This is a genomic window from Hirschia baltica ATCC 49814 (assembly GCF_000023785.1).
Classification (GTDB): domain Bacteria; phylum Pseudomonadota; class Alphaproteobacteria; order Caulobacterales; family Hyphomonadaceae; genus Hirschia; species Hirschia baltica.
In genome coordinates this window covers 923,403-941,448 of record NC_012982.1, presented here as the reverse complement: position 1 = coordinate 941,448, position 18,046 = coordinate 923,403, and the positions used below count along the sequence as shown (strand labels likewise).

The window sequence follows — 18,046 nt, the reverse complement described above, 5'->3', positions numbered from 1 at the left end:
TTTTGTTATCAGATATTTGGGTCTGTTCGCTGCAGTTTCACAACAAATGCAGCGCCATGCTCATAATCATGGTTTAGATATACGTCTCCTCCCATTGCTAGGGCTAACTCACGAGTGATCGCAAGCCCTAGCCCTGTGCCTCCTTTATTTTCAGAGATAGAAAAAGGAAGGAAGAGTTTGTCCCTGACGTGAACAGGCACACCTGGCCCATTATCTTCAACAATGACATGCATCCACCCTTTCTCAACAGTCGCAGCAATACGGACTAGCCCTGCTTCGATATTGTGATCAGAAATAGCTTGGCCTGCATTTCTCACTAAATTTGATAATAGACGATGCAACATATCTGGATCAGCATATGCAGATATGTCTTCATCTACATCATTTAGCCAATCAATTTCAGCAAACGCAGATATACCTTCAAGAAAAGCTTCTTCAACGATATTTCGAATTTCAATCGACGCCATTTTGGCCTTAGGCGTGTCAGACTTCCCATACAATAATGTTGACTCAGCAAGGCCGATGGCACGTTCAATCGCTCTCTCCAACCTTGGGGCCACGGATTGAACACGCGGATCTTCTGAACGCCTTAAACTATCGGAAGCTAGCCGAGCAACAGCCAATGAATTGCGTAGATCATGGGTGATTTTAGCAACCGCTTCTCCTAGTTCCGCTAGACGTTTTGTTTGTCGGAAGGAATTAGAAACTGCACTCTGCATATCAATCAATGCGTTTTCTGCTTTACCAATTTCATCTTGACGCCCCGACGGCTTAAAAGCTGCCAGACGTTCAGGCGCTTCGCCAAAATCGGCAACAGCATTGGTAATTCGCATCATAGGCTTTACCACTAAGCGATATAGTGACCATGAAATAAATGCCCCCGTTAGCCCTGAAACAAGCAGAGACAATAGCAAAATATTGTAAGCATACTCCAATAGATCGCTGCGCAAAGCAGCTTCAGGCACAATAATATCAATGTATTTATCATCACTACCACTGTCGGTTGATGATAAAATGCGCAGGATGCGGCCCTCTTTTGCTGTTGCATGTTCTATAGTGCGAAAGAAAGAATCCCAACCGCGCTCTTCGCGCAAATCCATCGGTACAGGTATCGAATCGATAGGCATTTGCGGGCTAAAGACCAGCTCCCACATATCTTCATCCCCCATTGCCACTGCCAGCAATTGGGTTTCAAATAACAAGCGCTCACTCAATCCCTGAGATACTTGACGGTTAGGTGCAGCCTCTAGTGCAATTGCTGCTATTTCCGCAGCCTGCACTCTTTCATCGAACCAATCATTCCTAAACTTTGAGACTGAAGGCAGAAAAATCAGAAATTCTGCCAACAGTACAAACACAACGGTAAGACTCAGTAGTCTTGCCGGTAATCCAGTTTCAAATTTGGGTAGCTTAAAAAAGCGATTCTTCTTGTGATTTTCTACACCACTCTTGTGCACGCCAGCCCCTGCTGGGTGATTTCCGTCCAGAGACAACAAGTTTTTACTTGTTTCCTTAGAAGAAAATTCCTCTTTCACTCATCCCCATTTTTCTGTTCGAGTCAGGCAAATCTAATCAAAATGCCTGCAGAATCTTTACTATGAATTTTGCTTTTTTACCGAATACAAGTGGTTCATACCATTTTGATGCCGCCCGTTTAAGTATCTCAGTGCGTGTTGGATAAGGCGAGATGAAATTCGTAAGAGCTTTAATTTTTAAACCATTAGACATTGCCAGTCCCGCAAGCTGAATGATATCTCCAGCCCCCTCACCAACTATCGAAGCACCAAGAACAGTCCCATTTTTCAGGGCAACAATCTTAGCACCTCCAACTGTATCTTTTTCTGCAATAGCCCGGTCAATATCATCAAACTCGAATTTTGAGACTTTTACTTTATCACCATATTCTTTACGTGCCTGAGCTTCCGTTAGACCAACCTGCCCAATCTCCGGTGAGATATAAGTTACCATTGGCACAGGCAAAGAATCTGCGCGTGTTGCAGACTTAAACAACGCATTGCGAACAAAAACAGATGCATGCCAACCTGCTAGATGCGTAAATTGTCCGCGTCCCGCTGCATCGCCCAGCGCCCATACACGTCCATTCGACACAGACCGTAAATTCGGTTTCGTCTTGATACCAAGATGATCATATTCAACGCCGCCCGCCTCCAGCGCTAGTGTATCGAAAAATTGAACGCGACCAGTTGCGACAAGTAAATGACTTGCTGTCAACGCAGACACTTCATTCGCAGCGTTTTGTACTTCAACACGTATGCCTGCCCCCGTCGTAGAAACAGCATTTACCGCATGTTGTTCAAGTACCTCAACACCCTCTTCTCGCATTTTCCTTAAAGCTAAAGCCGCGTGCTCTTCATCTACACAACTAAGCGCTTTAGAGCGCTCAATGACAGTCACCTTTGCCCCTAAACGCCGGAAGGCCTGCGCCATTTCAATGCCAATTGGCCCGCCGCCGAGAATAGCCAAATGCTCAGGCAAAACGTCAATATCAAAGAGTGTTTCATTCGTCAGATATTCTATATCTTCAAGGCCGGTGATTGGCGGAATCAACGCCCGCGATCCAGTTGCGATAATTATACGTTTCGCTTTCACCTGTGTGGTTTGAGATGCAATCACATGCTCTGTTACAAAATGAGCTTCTTCCCTGATCACGGTAACGCCCATGCTTTCAAACCGCTCTTGACTGTCATTTGGTTCAATCGTGCCGATAGCACCTTGAATATGTTCTTTAACACGCTTCCAATCGACACCCGGATCTGCTGAAGTCAATCCAAATTTATCTGCAGTCCTAAATGCTTGCGCCTGTTTTGCTGAAGCGATCAGAGCTTTCGACGGAACACACCCAAAGTTAAGGCAATCACCACCCATCTTCCCTTTTTCAAAGAGCACAACTTTCAAGCCAAGCATCGCTGCGCCTGCAGCAGCAGATAAACCGCCAGCACCCGCCCCGATCACAACAAGGTCAGCTTTGAGACGTTTTTTGGTGCTTTTTTTCATAGCGACTTCATCTAAACTGCTGGGCATGATTTATTCCTTAGAAGTTCTTATTCGCTATCAACCACAACAGCAGATTTAGGCCCAATTTTTTTCCACGCAACCGGTATGAGCGAAACAATCCCCAACGCAATCAATGCAGGCAGTAAATTTTTTGCGACACCTGCAAAATCAGGAGTCTCCCCGGCGTCAAATGTTGCACCCAATCCTGCACCAATCCAAGTGTATGCAATAACCCCCGGAATAATACCTAGAGCAGTTGTCAGGGCATACTGACTATATTTTGCGCCTAGGATAGCCGGCGCAATATTAGCGACAGGAAAAGGGACAATTGGCAAAAACCGAAGTGCAAACATATAAGAAAGTGCATCTTCTTTAAAACCAGCCTCCATCTTTTTCACAAATGGCCCTGCCTTATCCTGCAATGCGGTCCCTAAAGATGTCTTCGCCGCAAAAAACAATGCTGACGCACCAAGGGTTGCTCCTATAACAGTTAGGATGCTCCCGCCGGCCAGTCCAAACAAAAAGCCGCCAGAGATAGTTATCCAAAGCGCGCCAGGAATCATAAACAAAGTCGCAAAGGCGTATATTGCCAGATACGCGAAAACAGCAACAATCAGGTTCTCAGATACAAAACTTGTGAGCACTTCACGTTGAGTTTGCAATGTTTCCAGCGACAATAATTTATGCCAGCCATTGGCAATAAAAACTGCGATCACAACCGCCATAATATATATTGGCCACATTCTTATAAGCAAATGTGGTCCTGATTTCGTATTTTCATCAACTTTTGAAACTGCGTTCATAATGATCGTGCTTTCTTATTTTTTAATATCATTGAGCGACCAATCATATTGATATGATTTGACCATAGTCTCTGCTGATAAATTTGACGCTAACGACGGCGATGCAAATTTCATCAAATGCATAACCGAACCAACTTGTGAGTCGCCAAAGTCCTCCTTAAACCAACGATATATACTTGAAAGTTTCAATCTACCGTCAGGTAATACTTCCACGCCTCTAGGGTGGTTTATAAACTCTGCGGCAGCACGGTCCAATTCAATATCCAGAGTCTCAGCTTCCCAAGCGGCCTTCTGAAGATTGGGACACCCGATTGACGCACAATTTACTGCATAATGGACGCGAGGATCATTCCATTTCTTACGCAATATCTTGTGTTCAATATCATTTAAGCTCAGACTAGAGCCATCCACTTCAACGATATCCCTATTCCAAGGTCCGCGCGAAATAAAGTTTCCGCCAATGTCACGAATAGAATCGACTGGATAATTTTTAACAACAAGTTCAATTGTCAAAGCGTTATACAGATTAGCCCATGCAGCAAAACTTTGTTCGCTTGTTCCATTGTTGAAAATTTCACTCTGGGCAATCTCTTCAATATAAGTTCGAAGTTTACGCCTATCTAAATCACTCTCCTTCAACCGCGCATAATCTACACGATTGATACCATCACTATTTTCCTGGACATACTTTCCCAATAATTGCGTCCAAGCTTTATGTGATTGCGCCTTTGCAGGCTGCATCATCAGAGTAAGTACAAGGCTTAGAATTGAAAAAACAGGTAAACGCATTGAGATAGTCCTTATTTTTAGAACTATCTCAATAGCAGGTTTTATGTGAAATGCCTTTTCACAAGACTATTTCCATCGCTAACAAGCGTGTGATTGAAAGTTTACAAGTTAGTTCACAGGATCAATGCGACCTATTCCGTGCCGTCCCAATCCAGTTGCTCAATTGCAAACTCTCTCATACGCTCAGACCGTGCAACGATATCTTGAGGACGCCATTTATTAAGTTGTGCGACCTCTTCAGACATAGCAAATGGCTGTTTCATTTCTCTGTAAAACTTTACTTTCTCAGAGAAATCACCGGATCCCGCTTTGTTATTTGTTTCTCGATCAATCAAGATCAAATTACCCAACATATTGCACAATCCTAGGCGAGCATCTTGATCTGGGAAATCTATCGCCCATTGCTTGGCATCAGGTGAAGGCGATGTTGGCATCACATGCTCAACTGTTCCGCCAGCGACATAATCAGGCAATGCTTCCCGCGTCCAATGCAAACTCTCAAGCCAACGCAAGAATGCAACGCGGGCCTCATAATCATCAAACCCCGTCGACAATTGACGTAATGCTCTGTCCTTTTGAGTCGGTTTCAGGCGGAGCGCCCCATAACTCAAAGACATACAATTTCTAGACTTACCATCTCCGGTAAGCCCTTCTGATTGTTCTATAGCACGGCGAATAATCGCATGTCGGGCTTTTGCCCCAAGTCCAGCCAATGAAATTGCCATCGCACGACGGTGAAAATCTGAAAAACGGTTTTCAACCACATCCATCCGGCGCTTATTGTTTTCCAATTGAGCCTGCTGATAAACAAAAATAAAGTGGAGCGCCAATGGCTTCCATTCATTCCAGTTTTGCAATCCCAAACGCCATAAATCCCCATCAAACGGATCTTGTTTAGGATCATAAACAGCTGTTTTCAAAAGTCGCCATGCATGAGACAGGCTTTCTAAACGCTCCATCCATTCCAAAATAGCAAAACCTGGACGAGCTTCGGCAAGATAATCACCAAACTCAACAAGATGAGACGGTCCTTGCTGTTCACGGCGTTCAATATAATCCACCGCGCTCATAAAATTCTCGAGGTCGGGCGTCGTTGAAATACGATCCCACACATCTTTGACTTGACGGGCGCGATCATCATTGCCTGCGATGTCCATAAGAACACCTTTTAAGATATCAACCGCTGAAAGAGCCACTCCGCGCTGATTGGAGGTGACGAATGCCTGACGTGCTAGCCGCATGTCTTCGATTTGAATGGCAACAACCCGAACGCGAGTCATCAAGAACTCGGCAAAAGCCGTCAATTCTGTTGCACTCATGTCCTGAGTCAACCTTCGGAACTCTCTTATTGCACGTGTTACACGGCCACGCGGCGTATTTGATTCTAGATTGCGTCTAAACTTAATACTTTCGCCTCGCTTCTGCGCGAGTTCAGTCAACCAACGCGCTGTACCAGTCTCTTTATGACTTTTGACAGGATAAGTTAAACGATACCCCCACTGAGCGTCCTCAACAAAACCATGGATCCAATCCCCCCACTCTTTCGAGACAAGAGAAACCCGATCACGCAAAACAGACAGCAAAATTGTCAAACTCGTTAAACGCTGCAAGCCATCATAAACTTCACTTACACCATTTTTAGGAGGAGCAAGATACATTGGTCCCAGCAGGTACGCATTGGGAGGGCCTTCAATGACCGTTTCGATTTCTGGAGCGACACCAGATAGATCACCTGTTTGCAAATCATCCGGCGACAAAGACAAAAGATTATCATCATCATCTTCCTCGGCCACGTCATAGTGAGCAGAAAAAACACGATAAATATCTTCAAACAACGCAACGCAGTTAGCAGCTTCCCATTTAAAATCTCTTTGAATGCTTGCAGGTTGAAACAACCTTCGTCCCATCAAGGAGCCGACTGTTTCCACGCGCGTTGCAATGTCATTCGTTGGTTTAGCGCCCATGAATGGTGACCACCCTCCTAGTATTTCCCAAGCAGGCTCTTTTTGCACCATCTAATAGCTAAGGTAAACAAAGGAGTGTAAGAGAAACCACGAGAAATGACTTGTGACTAAACTTTTGGCATAAGGCCCTTGACTTACTTGCCCCATACCTATAGCAACCGCTCCTTCTTATTACCTAGTTTTTTGTTAGAGGGCGTGAGCCGTGAAACGTACATTTCAACCAAGCAACCTCGTTCGCAAACGTCGCCATGGCTTCCGCTCGCGGATGGCTACAGCTAACGGTCAGAAAGTATTGGCCCGCCGTCGTGCGAAAGGCCGTAAGAAGCTATCGGCTTAAGCCCGATGGCGTCTGAGGCGCTGAACGAGACTACAATTGACCGCGTCGAGCGCTTACGCGTTCGGCGCGCGTTTTTGTTTGTGGCCAAAGGATATGCTGAAAGACGACGCTCAGTCGTTGTTCAAGCAAGACCTAGATTAAGCCTTCAAGTAGATTCCGTGACAAATCCCCCTTCCCAAAACAACATAAACACACCAGTAAACAAACTCATTTCACCGAAAATTGCAGGTGCAGGTTTTACAGCAACAAAAAAAATAGGTGGCGCTGTCGTTAGAAATCGCGCAAAACGACGCCTTCGAGAAGCTAGCAGTCAATTAATGTACAAACATGCCCTTGCTGACGTGGACTATGTGTTTATAGCAAGACGTGACACAGCGACCCGACAATGGGATGGATTGCTTGACGATGTAGAAAGCGCATTGCTAAGCCTGCGTCAGAAAATTCTATCAGGTGATCCACCTGACCCGAAACCAAATCGTTATGGCAATCAACGCAATAAAAAGCGCTGAACGCAAATAATAAAACTGAACTAGAAGAAGTAGAGAACGCGCCAACATGCAGCAGCAACCACAAGACCAAAAAAGTTTTATGATTGGCATTGGCCTTGTCCTCTGCGTCATGGCTCTATCTCAATTCTTTATCTGGGGACCTCAGCAAAAAGCGCAGGAACAAGCCCGCTTGGAAGCTCAAGCGCAGGCTGCGATTGCCGCACCTTCAGTTTCATCAGGAAGTGTTGACACAACGGCCAGTGCCGCACCTGTAGACCGTGCTGAAATTCTTACAGACACATCAAATGGTGGCCGCATTGATTTTGATGCTTCCAGTGTCGATGGTTCAATATCCTTAAAAGGTGCACGCTTGGATGATTTGTCCATGAAGCGCCACTTTGAAACAATTGAAAAAACAGAAGAAGTACACCTTCTATCACCTCAAGGATCCAAAGGCGCTTACTATGCTGCTTTAGGGTGGCGCGGTGATGCGGACCGCTTGCCTGGCGTTAGCACACTATGGAAGCAAACAGCCGGTTCCACACTGACACCTTCCACTCCAATAACATTAGGCTATGAAACAACTCAATTGTCGTTCTCTCGTAAGATAGAAGTCGATGACAATTATATGTTCACATACACCGACACTGTGACGAACAATAGCTCTGAAACACTTTCCATTCGTCCATTTGGTTTTATGCGTCAGTTTGGAATGCCAGACGACTGGAAACCATTCTACATCCTTCACGAAGGTGCTGTCGGAATGGCTGGCAACAAACTCAAGCTTCAAAAATACAAAAACCTTGATAAAGGCAAAGCCCTTGCTTACACGTCCCAAGGTGGCTGGATTGGATTAACCCAGAAATACTGGATGACAGCTTTCATTCCAGCCCAAACTGAAAACGTCGCAGTCCAGTCAAAGGTTGTTATGGATGGCCTGCGCCCAACATATGTCGCTTCAATTGAAGGAACAGACCGCGCGATTGAACCGGGTCAAACCGCAAGCTATTCTCAGCGTATATTTGCAGGCGCCAAGCGTGTTGAAGTGCTTGATGCCTACCAACAAGGCGCAACAGGACAGGAAGCTATTCCACGCTTTACCGATGCCGTTGATTGGGGAAATTTCTGGTTTTTCACGAAGCCTTTTTTCTGGCTACTTAGCCATTTCAACAGTTGGTTTGGCAATTTTGGTTTAGCAATCCTCGCGCTGACGGTCATCGTCAAATTGGCCTTCTTCCCTATTCAAAACAAAGCATACGCTTCCATGGCGAAAATGCGTAAGCTTATGCCGCAAATGGAAGAGATCAAAAAGAAGTGGGCTGACGATAAAGAACGCCAACAAAAAGAAACAATGGAATTATACAAGCGGGAAAAAGCCAACCCATTCTCTGGTTGTTTGCCTCTCATCCCGCAAATGTTTGTGTTCTACGGCCTCTACAAAACCTTGTTTGTAACGCTAGAAATGCGCCACGAACCATTCTTTGGATGGATCAAGGACCTTTCAGCACCAGATCCAACCTCATTCTTAAATTTGTTTGGTGCGCTTCCATTTGATCCTTCCAGCCTTCCTCTTATTGGTGCTTTATCAATCGGTGTTTTACCAATTCTATATGGTTTCACCATGTGGCTCTTGCAAAACTTGAACGCACCGCCGCCAGACCCAACACAGCGTATGATGATGCAATTCCTGCCAATCGTATTCACGTTTATTTTTGCAGGATTTGCAGCAGGCCTAGTTATTTACTGGACATGGTCAAACATTCTATCCATTGCGCAACAATATTACATTATGCGCAAAAATGGTGTGGAGACACAGTTTGATAAATTCATCAAAGCTAAATTCGGCAAAAGTGAAGAACCAGCCGAATAGCCCTAAAGAGTAGACGTACTCTAAAAAACAAGCCAATTTGAACGGGGCCATCTGGCCCCGTTCTCTTTTTCTAAACGACATAATCGAGCCACTAAATGACGAGCGATGAATACGAATACCCAGCCCTACAAATAGAAGATGGCCGCAAACTCTTTGCGTCTGAGGTCAATTTCGTCAAAGGTGTCGTAAACATGCAGGGCCTTCCCCCAGCTGATCGCCCTGAAATCGCATTTGCTGGCCGCTCTAATGTTGGAAAATCTTCTCTCATCAACGCTTTGTTCAACCGCAAACAACTCGCACGCGCTTCTGGCCAACCGGGGCGCACACAAGAGATAAACTTCTTTACCATTCTTGAAGCTCTATATGTGGTGGACCTTCCCGGCTATGGTTTTGCAAAAGCACCCAAAGCCGTCGTCGATAAATGGACAAATTTCACCCAAACCTATCTTCGCGGACGCACAAATTTACAACGCGTATTTTTGCTCATTGATAGCCGTCGCGGTGTTGGAGATGTTGATAGAGGCATCATGAAAGTTCTCGATCGCGCAGCCTTAAATTATCAGATCGTTCTAACAAAAGCTGATAAGCTCAAAAAATCAGAGCTAGACAAAGTAATTGATGACGCTGTTGTTGCAATTAAAAAAAATCCAGCGGCCCACCCTCGCATCATGCTTACATCGGCAGAAAAAAACATCGGCCTCCCCGAACTCAAAGCTGAAATAGTCGCACTTTTATAAACAATGCTGGCCTTTTCCAGACCACGAGTATTGTTCAAATATGGATGCGCGTTTTATCGCACTTATCATGAATGATTTAGGATGCTAGAGAGCGCCTCAACTCATTCTGAAAGTATGTGAAATTCAGTTAATCACAAAACATAAGATCCGCTTCATCGCGTTATTGACGATGTGCTTTGTTGCCCTGAATGCAACAATAGCTGACGGCTATATGGTCGAGACAGACCCTGACAATCTCATTCGTGTAAAAATTTGTGGTGGCGGCCATAATGACCGTTTTGCAAAACTCGACATCACAACTGGCAAATTTTTAGACTCGATCGAAGATCATCAAAATTCTGATGACAGCACTTCTTGTGAGTACGCGTCCCTAACACACTGGACTCTTAACTCTGCTTCCCTCAAACAAGATATAATTCTTCAAGTGATCCCATCTTCGGGTGGCATTCACCCTAAAGATGTTGCTTTTATTTATTCAACGTCTCCACCGCTTCCTGCGCGTGGCCCACCAGCTCTGCTTTGGATTTAAACCTCACCGTAAAAATCTAACTCGCTCGATAAAGCGAGAAAAGTATGAGAATTCAAATGACACGTATTTCAAAACTATCTGCAAGTGCAATCGCGCTTTGTGTTTCCATTTCAGCGCCTGCTTTCGCCCATGATGGTGATGGCGGTAAGGTAAATTACGCCACGGACCATGCCCCTATCGGTGTTATGGCGGACCATCGCCACAAAAAAGGTGAATGGATGACCTCCTATCGCTTTATGTACATGGATATGGAAGGCAATAGAAACGGCACAGACTCACTTTCCAATGAAGAAATAGTCACCACCATTCCCAATAAATTTGCTGGTATGCCTTCTATGCCGCCTACTTTGCGCGTTGTGCCAAACGATATGAGAATGAAAATGCACATGGTCGGTGGCATGTATGGTCTATCAGACCGCATCACACTAATGGCTATGGGCATGTACACAACAAATGACATGAACCACACCACGTATATGGGCGGAATGGGAACCAATATCCTTGGAGAATTCAACGTTGAGACATCTGGCTTCGGGGACACAACCATTGGTGCAATCATTGGCTTAGATGAAGGTAAAACACCCCACCAGCAATTCAATGTTGGTTTAAGTCTTTCCTTGCCGACTGGTTCAATTGAAGAGTCAGCGCAAGTTCTCACACCTATGAATATGCAGCCCACGCTACGTTCACCGTATGCAATGCAATTGGGTTCAGGAACATTTGACCTAAAGCCATCCATCACAGCACGTACCCTCAAAGGACAATGGAGTTTAGGTGGTCAAGCAAGTGCCGTTATTCGGTTAAATGAAAATGATGAGAACTATTCATTGGGGAACAAATTTGAAGCAACAGCATGGGCTGCCTATGAATTTATTCCTTCGTTTTCAGTTTCTGGCAGAATCCGTGGTGAAACTTTAGGTGCAATTGACGGCCAAGACATCAATATAATGGCACCTGTTCAAACTGCTGATCCGGACAATTATGGTGGCGAAAAAATAGAAGCACTTATTGGCTTCAATTATGTTGGACAATCTGGGTTTCTCAAGAGTCAACGCATCGCTTTTGAAGCAGGTTTTCCCCTGTATCAGGACCTGAATGGTCCTCAAATGGAAACAGATTTAACGCTAAACCTTGGTTGGCAAAAAGCTTTCTAACTGGATAGTTCAGCGTAAAAATTAAAAGGGAGTATATCCACATATACTTCCTTTTTTTGACTGAAAAATCGAGCAAAAAGGAATTTTTATGAAATTGATAAAAATAAAATACTGAATATCCGCCTGATTGTGCAAATACCTACTTTTTACTTCTTCGCTTTGCAGTTAAACATATTCGCATGACACACGATACACTTTCAGAGGCTGGCGCATTGACAGTTAACACCTTGTCCGAAGCCCTTCCGTTTATTCAGCGCTATGACAAAAAAACGATTGTCATAAAATATGGCGGACATGCCATGGCAGACATCTCGCTCGCAAAAGGATTTGCTCGCGATGTCGTTTTGCTAAAACACATGGGTGTGAACCCTGTAATCGTGCATGGTGGTGGCCCTCAAATAGGTGATGCGTTAAAACGCTTGAATGTCACAAGTAAATTTGAAGACGGATTACGCGTCACAGATGCAGCAACGATGGAAATCGTTGAAATGGTATTGTCTGGATCTATCAATAAAACAATTGTACGCGCAATTAACATGGCAGGCGGTAACGCAGTCGGTCTTTCTGGTGCCGACTCAAATCTTATTCTCGCTGAGAAAGCTACAAAAACGCGTAAAGATCCCGACTCCAACATTGAAAAAATCTTGGACCTCGGATTTGTTGGCGAACCAAAACATGTTGATCCAACAATTTTAGAAACCCTCGCTTCACAAAACACAGACTTTATCCCTGTTGTTGCGCCTGTTGGATTCGGTCTTGAAGGCGAAAGCTACAATATCAACGCTGACACAGCAGCAGGTGCTATTGCCAGCGCATTAAAAGCGGAACGTCTACTCCTTCTCACAGATGTGAAGGGAGTACTTGATTCAGACAAAAACCTGATCCGAGAACTGGATCAGGAAATGGCTACACAATTAATCTTATCCGGCGCAATCAGCGGCGGCATGATCCCTAAAATCGAAACTGCACTCACTGCAGTTAAGAATGGCGTAAAAGCATCCGTTATCCTAGATGGACGCACCCCACACGCCCTTTTAACGGAGTTGTTCACTGACCATGGTGCTGGAACACTTATCTCTTAAATATTTTCGCACGGCTGTTTTTCTTGCATTTGCGACAACAATGTTCGCAATATTTTCACCGTTTGCTCAAGCACAGTCAAATGCCAATGGTTGGAGATTGTGTAACGAAACAAGTTTTGTTCTAGAGGCCTCAACCGGACGTCCAGAAAGTGCAGCAAGTGTTGTTGTAGAAGGCTGGACACGGCTACGCCCGGGTGAATGCCGAATAGCTATACCAGCACCACTTCGTGAAGGTTTACACTATGTTATGGCACGCTCATCCTCGGCGCATCATGGTGGACAACGCACTTGGGGCGGTGACGTACCACTTTGTGTCGATTCCACTGGGTCATTTGCAGTTGAAAACCCACCCTCATGCACCGCCATGGGGTTAGAAGAACGTAGTTTTCGTACTGTAAAAATTGAGAACCGCAATAATTGGACAACTCGCCTAACCGAAACTGAACCTTATGGTATCAAAAGATCGGAAAGTGCAGGTCTTCAAAGGTTGCTAAAAGATGCTGGTGTCGCAAATACATCAATTGATGGTTATGTCGGTAGACGGACACGGGGAGCAATTGCCGCTTTCCTTAAAGCAAATAATCTAGACTCATCAACAAGTGATTCCACACTCATAGATATCCTAGAAGAAGTTGCGAATAACCGCTCCAGAGATGTCGGCATGACGATATGTAATCGCACACCTCATCGTATGTGGACAGCTATCGGACGTCGTCGTGGTAATGGTTGGGAGAGTCGCGGCTGGTGGTCACTCGATTCAGATGCCTGCGCTCGTACCATTGATGAAAGCCTCATCCCCACGCCGCACTATGTCTATGCTGAAATAGAAACAGACGAAGGCATGCGTCATCTGAAAGTTGCTGATCACATTTTCTGCATAGCAAGATCGAAGTTTGCAATTGTTGGACGCGAAGGGTGTGAAGTTCGCGCATATAAAGAAGCTGATTTCATTGTGACAGAATCACCCAAAGATGGAAAACTAATCTACGAATTCTTTGACCGCGATTTCAACGAAGAACCAACGGAGGCTTTCTAGCCCGCTATGACAAACACTCAACCTCTTCTGGTTTCCGCTGATTTTAATCACGTCGACAATTGGGTGTTTGACCTTGATAATACACTCTACCCTGCTGCTTGTGATCTATTTGCTGAAATTGACCAGCGCATGACCGCATTTGTGCAGAAAGAGCTAAATTTACCTCATGATGAAGCGCGGATCATTCAAAAAGACTATTACAAAAGATATGGCACAACGCTGCGGGGCATGATGATTGAGCACAAACTCGATCCTGCTATATTTATGAGCTATGTGCATGATATTGATCATAGTCCACTTGATGCTGCACCAGATTTAAAAGCACAGCTTTCTGCACTGCCCGGCAAGAAGTATATCTACACAAACGGCTCGACCTGCCATGCTGAAAAAGTGACGAAATACATGGGAATTGATCATCTTTTTCAGGATATCATTTGCATCGCAAAATCAGAATTTTTACCCAAACACGAAGACGGAGCTTTTGAACGCTTTATCGAGTTAACCAGCGTTGACCCCACAAAATCTACCATGTTTGAAGATCTACCGCGTAATCTCATCCCTGCACACCAATTGGGATTCAAAACAGTATTGGTGACATCGGATAAGGATTGGAGCCATGAACCTGAAGGCGTCCGACCAGCTCATGCCAATGACATAAAGCCCGATCATGTTCACCATACAACTGATGACCTTCCCCGCTTTCTTGAAGAAATCGTCAAAGACATTGCACCGAACACTTAAGCGGGCTACCCCCTGCTGCTAAGCCTTATTAAAATTTAGACGAAAGCCTGACCCTATGACTGATATTTCCGCCCTTGAGCTTGCCATCAACTCTGCTTGGGATGCACGCGATACTGTATCCACTGCAACACAAGGTGACATTCGTGATGCTGTGACTGAAGCTCTTTTGCTAACAGACCAAGGTATACTTCGCGCAGCAGAACCAGACGGCAATGGCGGCTGGAAAGCCAATGAATGGGTTAAAAAAGCAGTTCTTCTATCATTCCGTTTAAACCCAAACGAAATCATTAAAGGTGGACCAGGTGAAGCCACTTGGTTTGATAAAGTCCCGTCAAAATTTGATGGTTGGGGTGAGGCTGAATATAAAGAAGCTGGTTTCCGAGCAGTTCCCAATTGTACAGTACGTCGCGGTTCATTCGTCGCAAAAAATGCTGTTTTGATGCCATCATTCATCAATATTGGTGCCTATGTAGACGAAGGCACAATGGTTGATACATGGGCAACTGTCGGTTCATGTGCGCAAATCGGTAAAAACGTGCACATATCCGGCGGTGCCGGCATTGGCGGCGTGCTAGAACCACTTCAAGCAACGCCTGTCATTATCGAAGATAATTGCTTCATTGGTGCCCGCGCTGAAGTCGCCGAAGGTGTTATCATTCGTGAAGGCTCCGTTTTGGCGATGGGTACTTTCATTTCTCAATCAACAAAAATCGTTGACCGCGCAACAGGTGAATTCACTTACGGCGAAGTGCCGCCATATTCTGTTGTCGTTCCAGGTGCCATGCCAGCGGCAAATGGTGGTCCATCCCTAGCGTGTGTTGTGATCGTTAAAACAGTGGATGCAAAAACTCGCTCTAAAACGGGCGTGAACGAATTGCTTCGCGACTAGACAAAAATCTATACCGGTGTCGCTTTAAGCAAACGAAACATCAACGTTTTGTTCGAGCATTTCAGCGGCACCAAAGATTGTCATAAAACTAATATCAGTTGCATCTCGGCCCACAGCCATGCGGGCCATATGATCAACCGGTGCCAATCCAGTTGGATCAACAAGAAACCACTCCCCATTCAACCAAACTTCAACAACAGCGTGAAAATCAGGTGGCATGACTTCGGGAGCATATACAGACACCATTCGCGCTGGAACACCAGCAGCGCGTACAAAAGCTATCAGTAAATGCGCAAAATCTCGACACACGCCACGACGTGAAAAGAATGTATCAGAGGCAGTCGTCGTTTCATTGCTTACACCATGCGCATAGGTCAGATTCTGATTTATCCATTGCGACATAGCATCAATTTTGTCACCAAGGCATTGTTGCGGAAATGTTGCCTGCACAAAAGCCACCATATTATCTGACTCGCAATATCGGCTGGCAAACAAATACGGTATCACATAGGGCGGTAATTCTTCATGCTCGCTACCATACACGCCTTGTGTGCTTTTAGCTTGGCGCAAAATATCGACTTCTGCTTGATAAGTTATCTCCAAAATACCTTCTGCATTGGTGATCCATGTCCTGCGTCCAAGACCATCAACCCCTTCTGCCGTATGCAGACTTGGGCCAGAAGAAACATTCATCTGATCCTGTATTAAATGCTGGTCCGCCATAGGGATAACTTCTATCGCCAGCAGGACATCTGATGTCCCCGCGAAAGAGTATTTAAGATAATTATTGATTTTAATACGCATGACACCCATCCCGATATTGAACACCTACTCAGCCTTAAGGCTAAGTAACTACTATTCTTCACAGCCCATAAAGTTCCGCCTCTTTGGCCGAAACCGGAAAAGAAATATGTTAGTGAGTGAAGCTAAGCCGGAAAAAAACCGGAGCAAGAAAAGCTTGCTCCGGTTTCAACCAACATACCAGCTAAATAAAATTCTATTTTTCAAATTCAATTAATACATACCATCCTAAAAAGCGAACGCCTGGTATTTTAAAGAGTACTGAATCAAGCATTTCGCACGCACTCAATGCAATTTTATGGGCGGGTGTATTCCGTAAAGGTGTTGTACCAATAGTACTCAACCCATAAAACTTTGTATTTACCGTACTGAAGTGTTTTTTAAATATTTTCCAATCAGACACCAATAGTGGATGCTCATCAGGTGTACGCGCTTCAGGAGTGGCATTCCTATACATATTGATGATTGGATTATGCCCAAGCGGCTCCATAAAAACAGCACGACCATTTTCAGCTAACATACGGCTAATCTGGCTAATTGATTTTTCTAAATCCAAATGGTGAAGAATCCCAGCACCAAAAATAAAATCGAATGCTCCATCTTCAAAAGTTGGTTCTTCTGCATTCATGACGGACAGAGAAGCGTTGGTATAACCCAATTCATCTATTTTGCGTTGACCAATTACCACTGCATTGTCGGATATATCTATGCCCTTTATGTCAGAAGCCACGGGTGCGTATTTAGACACGTTGTCACCATAGCTACAGCCATATTCCAATGATCTGCTATTTCTCACCGATGATTTTATCTGCGAGTAATAATCTCCAAAACATCCTCGAATTGAATCATAATATTTATCCTGGATGTCTCTTGCATCATGCTCTTCTGCAAAACGCTGATTATGAAAAGCTTTTTCTCGCGCAATTTTATCTAGAATATCAGTCATCGGCAATTTCCCCCTTGCAAAAGTGATTGTTTCATCACGATTGAAAAGCAGCAAAAATTATGCCAACTAGAAATTGCTATTCTGAGTGTACAAAAAATTTTGAACTTTGAATTGATGATTAATTTGGATAATCAACCTGACTTAAATACAGGCCATCTGGTGGTGCAACTGTTCCACAGCGAGACCTGTCAGCCGCCCCCAATATCTCCTGCATCCAAGAAATCGGTTTTTTACCGCGACCTATTTCCATCAAAGATCCAGTTATAGAACGCACTTGCCTATGCAGAAATGAAGGTGCTGATACATAGATATTAATCTCGTCGCCATCGCGTATCACTTCAATTTTAGAAAGCGTTTTTACAGGGCTTTCAGCCTGACATTGAGCATCTCTAAATGTAGAAAAATCATGTTTCCCAACAAGGCACTGCGCCGCTTCATGCATGGCATCCGCATCAACAGGTGACATGGCGCGCCAAGCAAGATTTCGATCAAACGTCAAATCAGCGCGACGATCAATAATGCGGTAAATATAATGGCGCGCATACGCTGAAAAGCGCGCATGAAATTCGTCACTCACTTCTTCAGCAAGCAGGATTGATACGGGTTCATCTTTCATGAAATGGTTCATCGCATCGCGAACCTTGTCTGTCGTAAATTCCTTACTCAGATCAATATGCGCAACTTGACCCATTGCATGAACGCCGGCATCTGTACGCCCTGCGCCATGCACGGTCACCGTCTCACCCGCAAATTTGGGAATGGCTTCTTCTAGCACTTGCTGAACGGAACGATGTGTCTTCTGTCTCTGCCATCCCACATAGGGCGAGCCATCATATTCGATTGTGAGTTTGAAACGCGCCATAAG

General features: G+C 44.8%; 18 protein-coding genes. 10 read left to right on the top strand and 8 right to left on the bottom strand.

The annotated features are described in order from the left end of the window. Positions 1-8: 8 nt before the first annotated feature. The 5 genes from HBAL_RS04455 to HBAL_RS04435 all read right to left on the bottom strand — a co-directional run bounded on the left by HBAL_RS04455 (position 9) and on the right by HBAL_RS04435 (position 6,571). Positions 9-1,535, bottom strand: coding sequence for a sensor histidine kinase (locus HBAL_RS04455; RefSeq protein WP_015826730.1), 1,527 nt, complete (start codon positions 1,533-1,535; stop codon positions 9-11). Between the two features lie 37 nt (positions 1,536-1,572). Continuing rightward, positions 1,573-3,042, bottom strand: a complete 1,470-nt coding sequence (locus HBAL_RS04450) for a dihydrolipoyl dehydrogenase family protein (RefSeq protein ID WP_015826729.1) — start codon at positions 3,040-3,042, stop codon at positions 1,573-1,575. Between the two features lie 20 nt (positions 3,043-3,062). Then, on the bottom strand, positions 3,063-3,818 hold the full coding sequence (locus HBAL_RS04445; RefSeq protein ID WP_015826728.1) for a TVP38/TMEM64 family protein: 756 nt from the start codon (positions 3,816-3,818) through the stop codon (positions 3,063-3,065). A 15-nt stretch (positions 3,819-3,833) separates the two neighbouring features. Beyond that, positions 3,834-4,607: a DUF547 domain-containing protein gene (locus HBAL_RS04440; RefSeq protein WP_015826727.1), complete on the bottom strand. Its 774-nt coding sequence runs from the start codon at positions 4,605-4,607 to the stop codon at positions 3,834-3,836. Positions 4,608-4,738: 131 nt separating this feature from the next. Beyond that, positions 4,739-6,571 carry a DUF262 domain-containing protein gene (locus HBAL_RS04435; protein WP_149037359.1) on the bottom strand — a complete coding sequence of 611 codons (1,833 nt, stop codon included), beginning with the start codon at positions 6,569-6,571 and terminating at the stop codon, positions 4,739-4,741. A 202-nt stretch (positions 6,572-6,773) separates the two neighbouring features. On the opposite strand from HBAL_RS04435, the gene rpmH reads away from it, so the two are divergent. The 10 genes from rpmH to dapD all read left to right on the top strand — a co-directional run bounded on the left by rpmH (position 6,774) and on the right by dapD (position 15,434). After that, a complete protein-coding gene (rpmH, locus tag HBAL_RS16585; protein WP_015826725.1) occupies positions 6,774-6,908 on the top strand; it encodes a 50S ribosomal protein L34 in 135 nt (44 codons plus the stop codon). 5 nt (positions 6,909-6,913) lie between these two features. Continuing rightward, positions 6,914-7,417, top strand: coding sequence for a ribonuclease P protein component (locus tag HBAL_RS04430; protein ID WP_015826724.1), 504 nt, complete (start codon positions 6,914-6,916; stop codon positions 7,415-7,417). 46 nt (positions 7,418-7,463) lie between these two features. Next, positions 7,464-9,266, top strand: coding sequence for a membrane protein insertase YidC (gene yidC, locus HBAL_RS04425; protein WP_015826723.1), 1,803 nt, complete (start codon positions 7,464-7,466; stop codon positions 9,264-9,266). 95 nt (positions 9,267-9,361) lie between these two features. Further along, a complete protein-coding gene (gene yihA / locus HBAL_RS04420) occupies positions 9,362-10,003 on the top strand; it encodes a ribosome biogenesis GTP-binding protein YihA/YsxC (RefSeq protein WP_015826722.1) in 642 nt (213 codons plus the stop codon). A gap of 169 nt (positions 10,004-10,172) precedes the next feature. Beyond that, positions 10,173-10,532, top strand: coding sequence for a hypothetical protein (locus HBAL_RS04415; RefSeq protein ID WP_015826721.1), 360 nt, complete (start codon positions 10,173-10,175; stop codon positions 10,530-10,532). A gap of 56 nt (positions 10,533-10,588) precedes the next feature. After that, positions 10,589-11,686 carry a transporter gene (locus tag HBAL_RS04410; RefSeq protein ID WP_041301392.1) on the top strand — a complete coding sequence of 366 codons (1,098 nt, stop codon included), beginning with the start codon at positions 10,589-10,591 and terminating at the stop codon, positions 11,684-11,686. Between the two features lie 179 nt (positions 11,687-11,865). Then, positions 11,866-12,768: an acetylglutamate kinase gene (gene argB / locus HBAL_RS04405; RefSeq protein WP_015826719.1), complete on the top strand. Its 903-nt coding sequence runs from the start codon at positions 11,866-11,868 to the stop codon at positions 12,766-12,768. Next, positions 12,743-13,804, top strand: coding sequence for a DUF1036 domain-containing protein (locus HBAL_RS04400; protein ID WP_015826718.1), 1,062 nt, complete (start codon positions 12,743-12,745; stop codon positions 13,802-13,804). The genes argB and HBAL_RS04400 overlap by 26 nt, the downstream gene beginning before the upstream one ends. A 6-nt stretch (positions 13,805-13,810) precedes the next feature. After that, positions 13,811-14,545, top strand: a complete 735-nt coding sequence (locus tag HBAL_RS04395; protein ID WP_015826717.1) for a pyrimidine 5'-nucleotidase — start codon at positions 13,811-13,813, stop codon at positions 14,543-14,545. Between the two features lie 55 nt (positions 14,546-14,600). Next, complete coding sequence (gene dapD, locus HBAL_RS04390; protein ID WP_015826716.1) at positions 14,601-15,434, top strand: 2,3,4,5-tetrahydropyridine-2,6-dicarboxylate N-succinyltransferase; 834 nt, start codon at positions 14,601-14,603, stop codon at positions 15,432-15,434. A gap of 24 nt (positions 15,435-15,458) precedes the next feature. Here the strand turns inward: dapD and HBAL_RS04385 are convergent, their stop codons facing one another. From HBAL_RS04385 to truA, 3 genes are all read right to left on the bottom strand, one after another. Then, positions 15,459-16,238: a transglutaminase-like domain-containing protein gene (locus HBAL_RS04385; RefSeq protein ID WP_015826715.1), complete on the bottom strand. Its 780-nt coding sequence runs from the start codon at positions 16,236-16,238 to the stop codon at positions 15,459-15,461. 193 nt (positions 16,239-16,431) lie between these two features. After that, positions 16,432-17,181, bottom strand: coding sequence for a class I SAM-dependent methyltransferase (locus HBAL_RS04380; RefSeq protein ID WP_015826714.1), 750 nt, complete (start codon positions 17,179-17,181; stop codon positions 16,432-16,434). A 118-nt stretch (positions 17,182-17,299) separates the two neighbouring features. Beyond that, on the bottom strand, positions 17,300-18,043 hold the full coding sequence (gene truA / locus HBAL_RS04375) for a tRNA pseudouridine(38-40) synthase TruA (RefSeq protein WP_015826713.1): 744 nt from the start codon (positions 18,041-18,043) through the stop codon (positions 17,300-17,302). Positions 18,044-18,046 lie beyond the last annotated feature (3 nt).

Bases quoted from the DNA above. Each gene is read 5' to 3' on its own strand.
- HBAL_RS04450 (WP_015826729.1), bottom strand. From the start codon at position 3,042: ATGCCCAGCAGTTTAGATGAAGTCGCTATGAAAAAAAGCACCAAAAAA.
- HBAL_RS04445 (WP_015826728.1), bottom strand. From the start codon at position 3,818: ATGAACGCAGTTTCAAAAGTTGATGAAAATACGAAATCAGGACCACAT.
- HBAL_RS04440 (WP_015826727.1), bottom strand. From the start codon at position 4,607: ATGCGTTTACCTGTTTTTTCAATTCTAAGCCTTGTACTTACTCTGATG.
- HBAL_RS04435 (WP_149037359.1), bottom strand. From the start codon at position 6,571: ATGGGCGCTAAACCAACGAATGACATTGCAACGCGCGTGGAAACAGTC.
- HBAL_RS04430 (WP_015826724.1), top strand. From the start codon at position 6,914: ATGGCGTCTGAGGCGCTGAACGAGACTACAATTGACCGCGTCGAGCGC.
- yidC (WP_015826723.1), top strand. From the start codon at position 7,464: ATGCAGCAGCAACCACAAGACCAAAAAAGTTTTATGATTGGCATTGGC.
- yihA (WP_015826722.1), top strand. From the start codon at position 9,362: ATGACGAGCGATGAATACGAATACCCAGCCCTACAAATAGAAGATGGC.
- HBAL_RS04415 (WP_015826721.1), top strand. From the start codon at position 10,173: ATGTGCTTTGTTGCCCTGAATGCAACAATAGCTGACGGCTATATGGTC.
- HBAL_RS04410 (WP_041301392.1), top strand. From the start codon at position 10,589: ATGACACGTATTTCAAAACTATCTGCAAGTGCAATCGCGCTTTGTGTT.
- argB (WP_015826719.1), top strand. From the start codon at position 11,866: ATGACACACGATACACTTTCAGAGGCTGGCGCATTGACAGTTAACACC.
- HBAL_RS04400 (WP_015826718.1), top strand. From the start codon at position 12,743: ATGGTGCTGGAACACTTATCTCTTAAATATTTTCGCACGGCTGTTTTT.
- HBAL_RS04395 (WP_015826717.1), top strand. From the start codon at position 13,811: ATGACAAACACTCAACCTCTTCTGGTTTCCGCTGATTTTAATCACGTC.
- dapD (WP_015826716.1), top strand. From the start codon at position 14,601: ATGACTGATATTTCCGCCCTTGAGCTTGCCATCAACTCTGCTTGGGAT.
- HBAL_RS04385 (WP_015826715.1), bottom strand. From the start codon at position 16,238: ATGCGTATTAAAATCAATAATTATCTTAAATACTCTTTCGCGGGGACA.
- HBAL_RS04380 (WP_015826714.1), bottom strand. From the start codon at position 17,181: ATGACTGATATTCTAGATAAAATTGCGCGAGAAAAAGCTTTTCATAAT.
- truA (WP_015826713.1), bottom strand. From the start codon at position 18,043: ATGGCGCGTTTCAAACTCACAATCGAATATGATGGCTCGCCCTATGTG.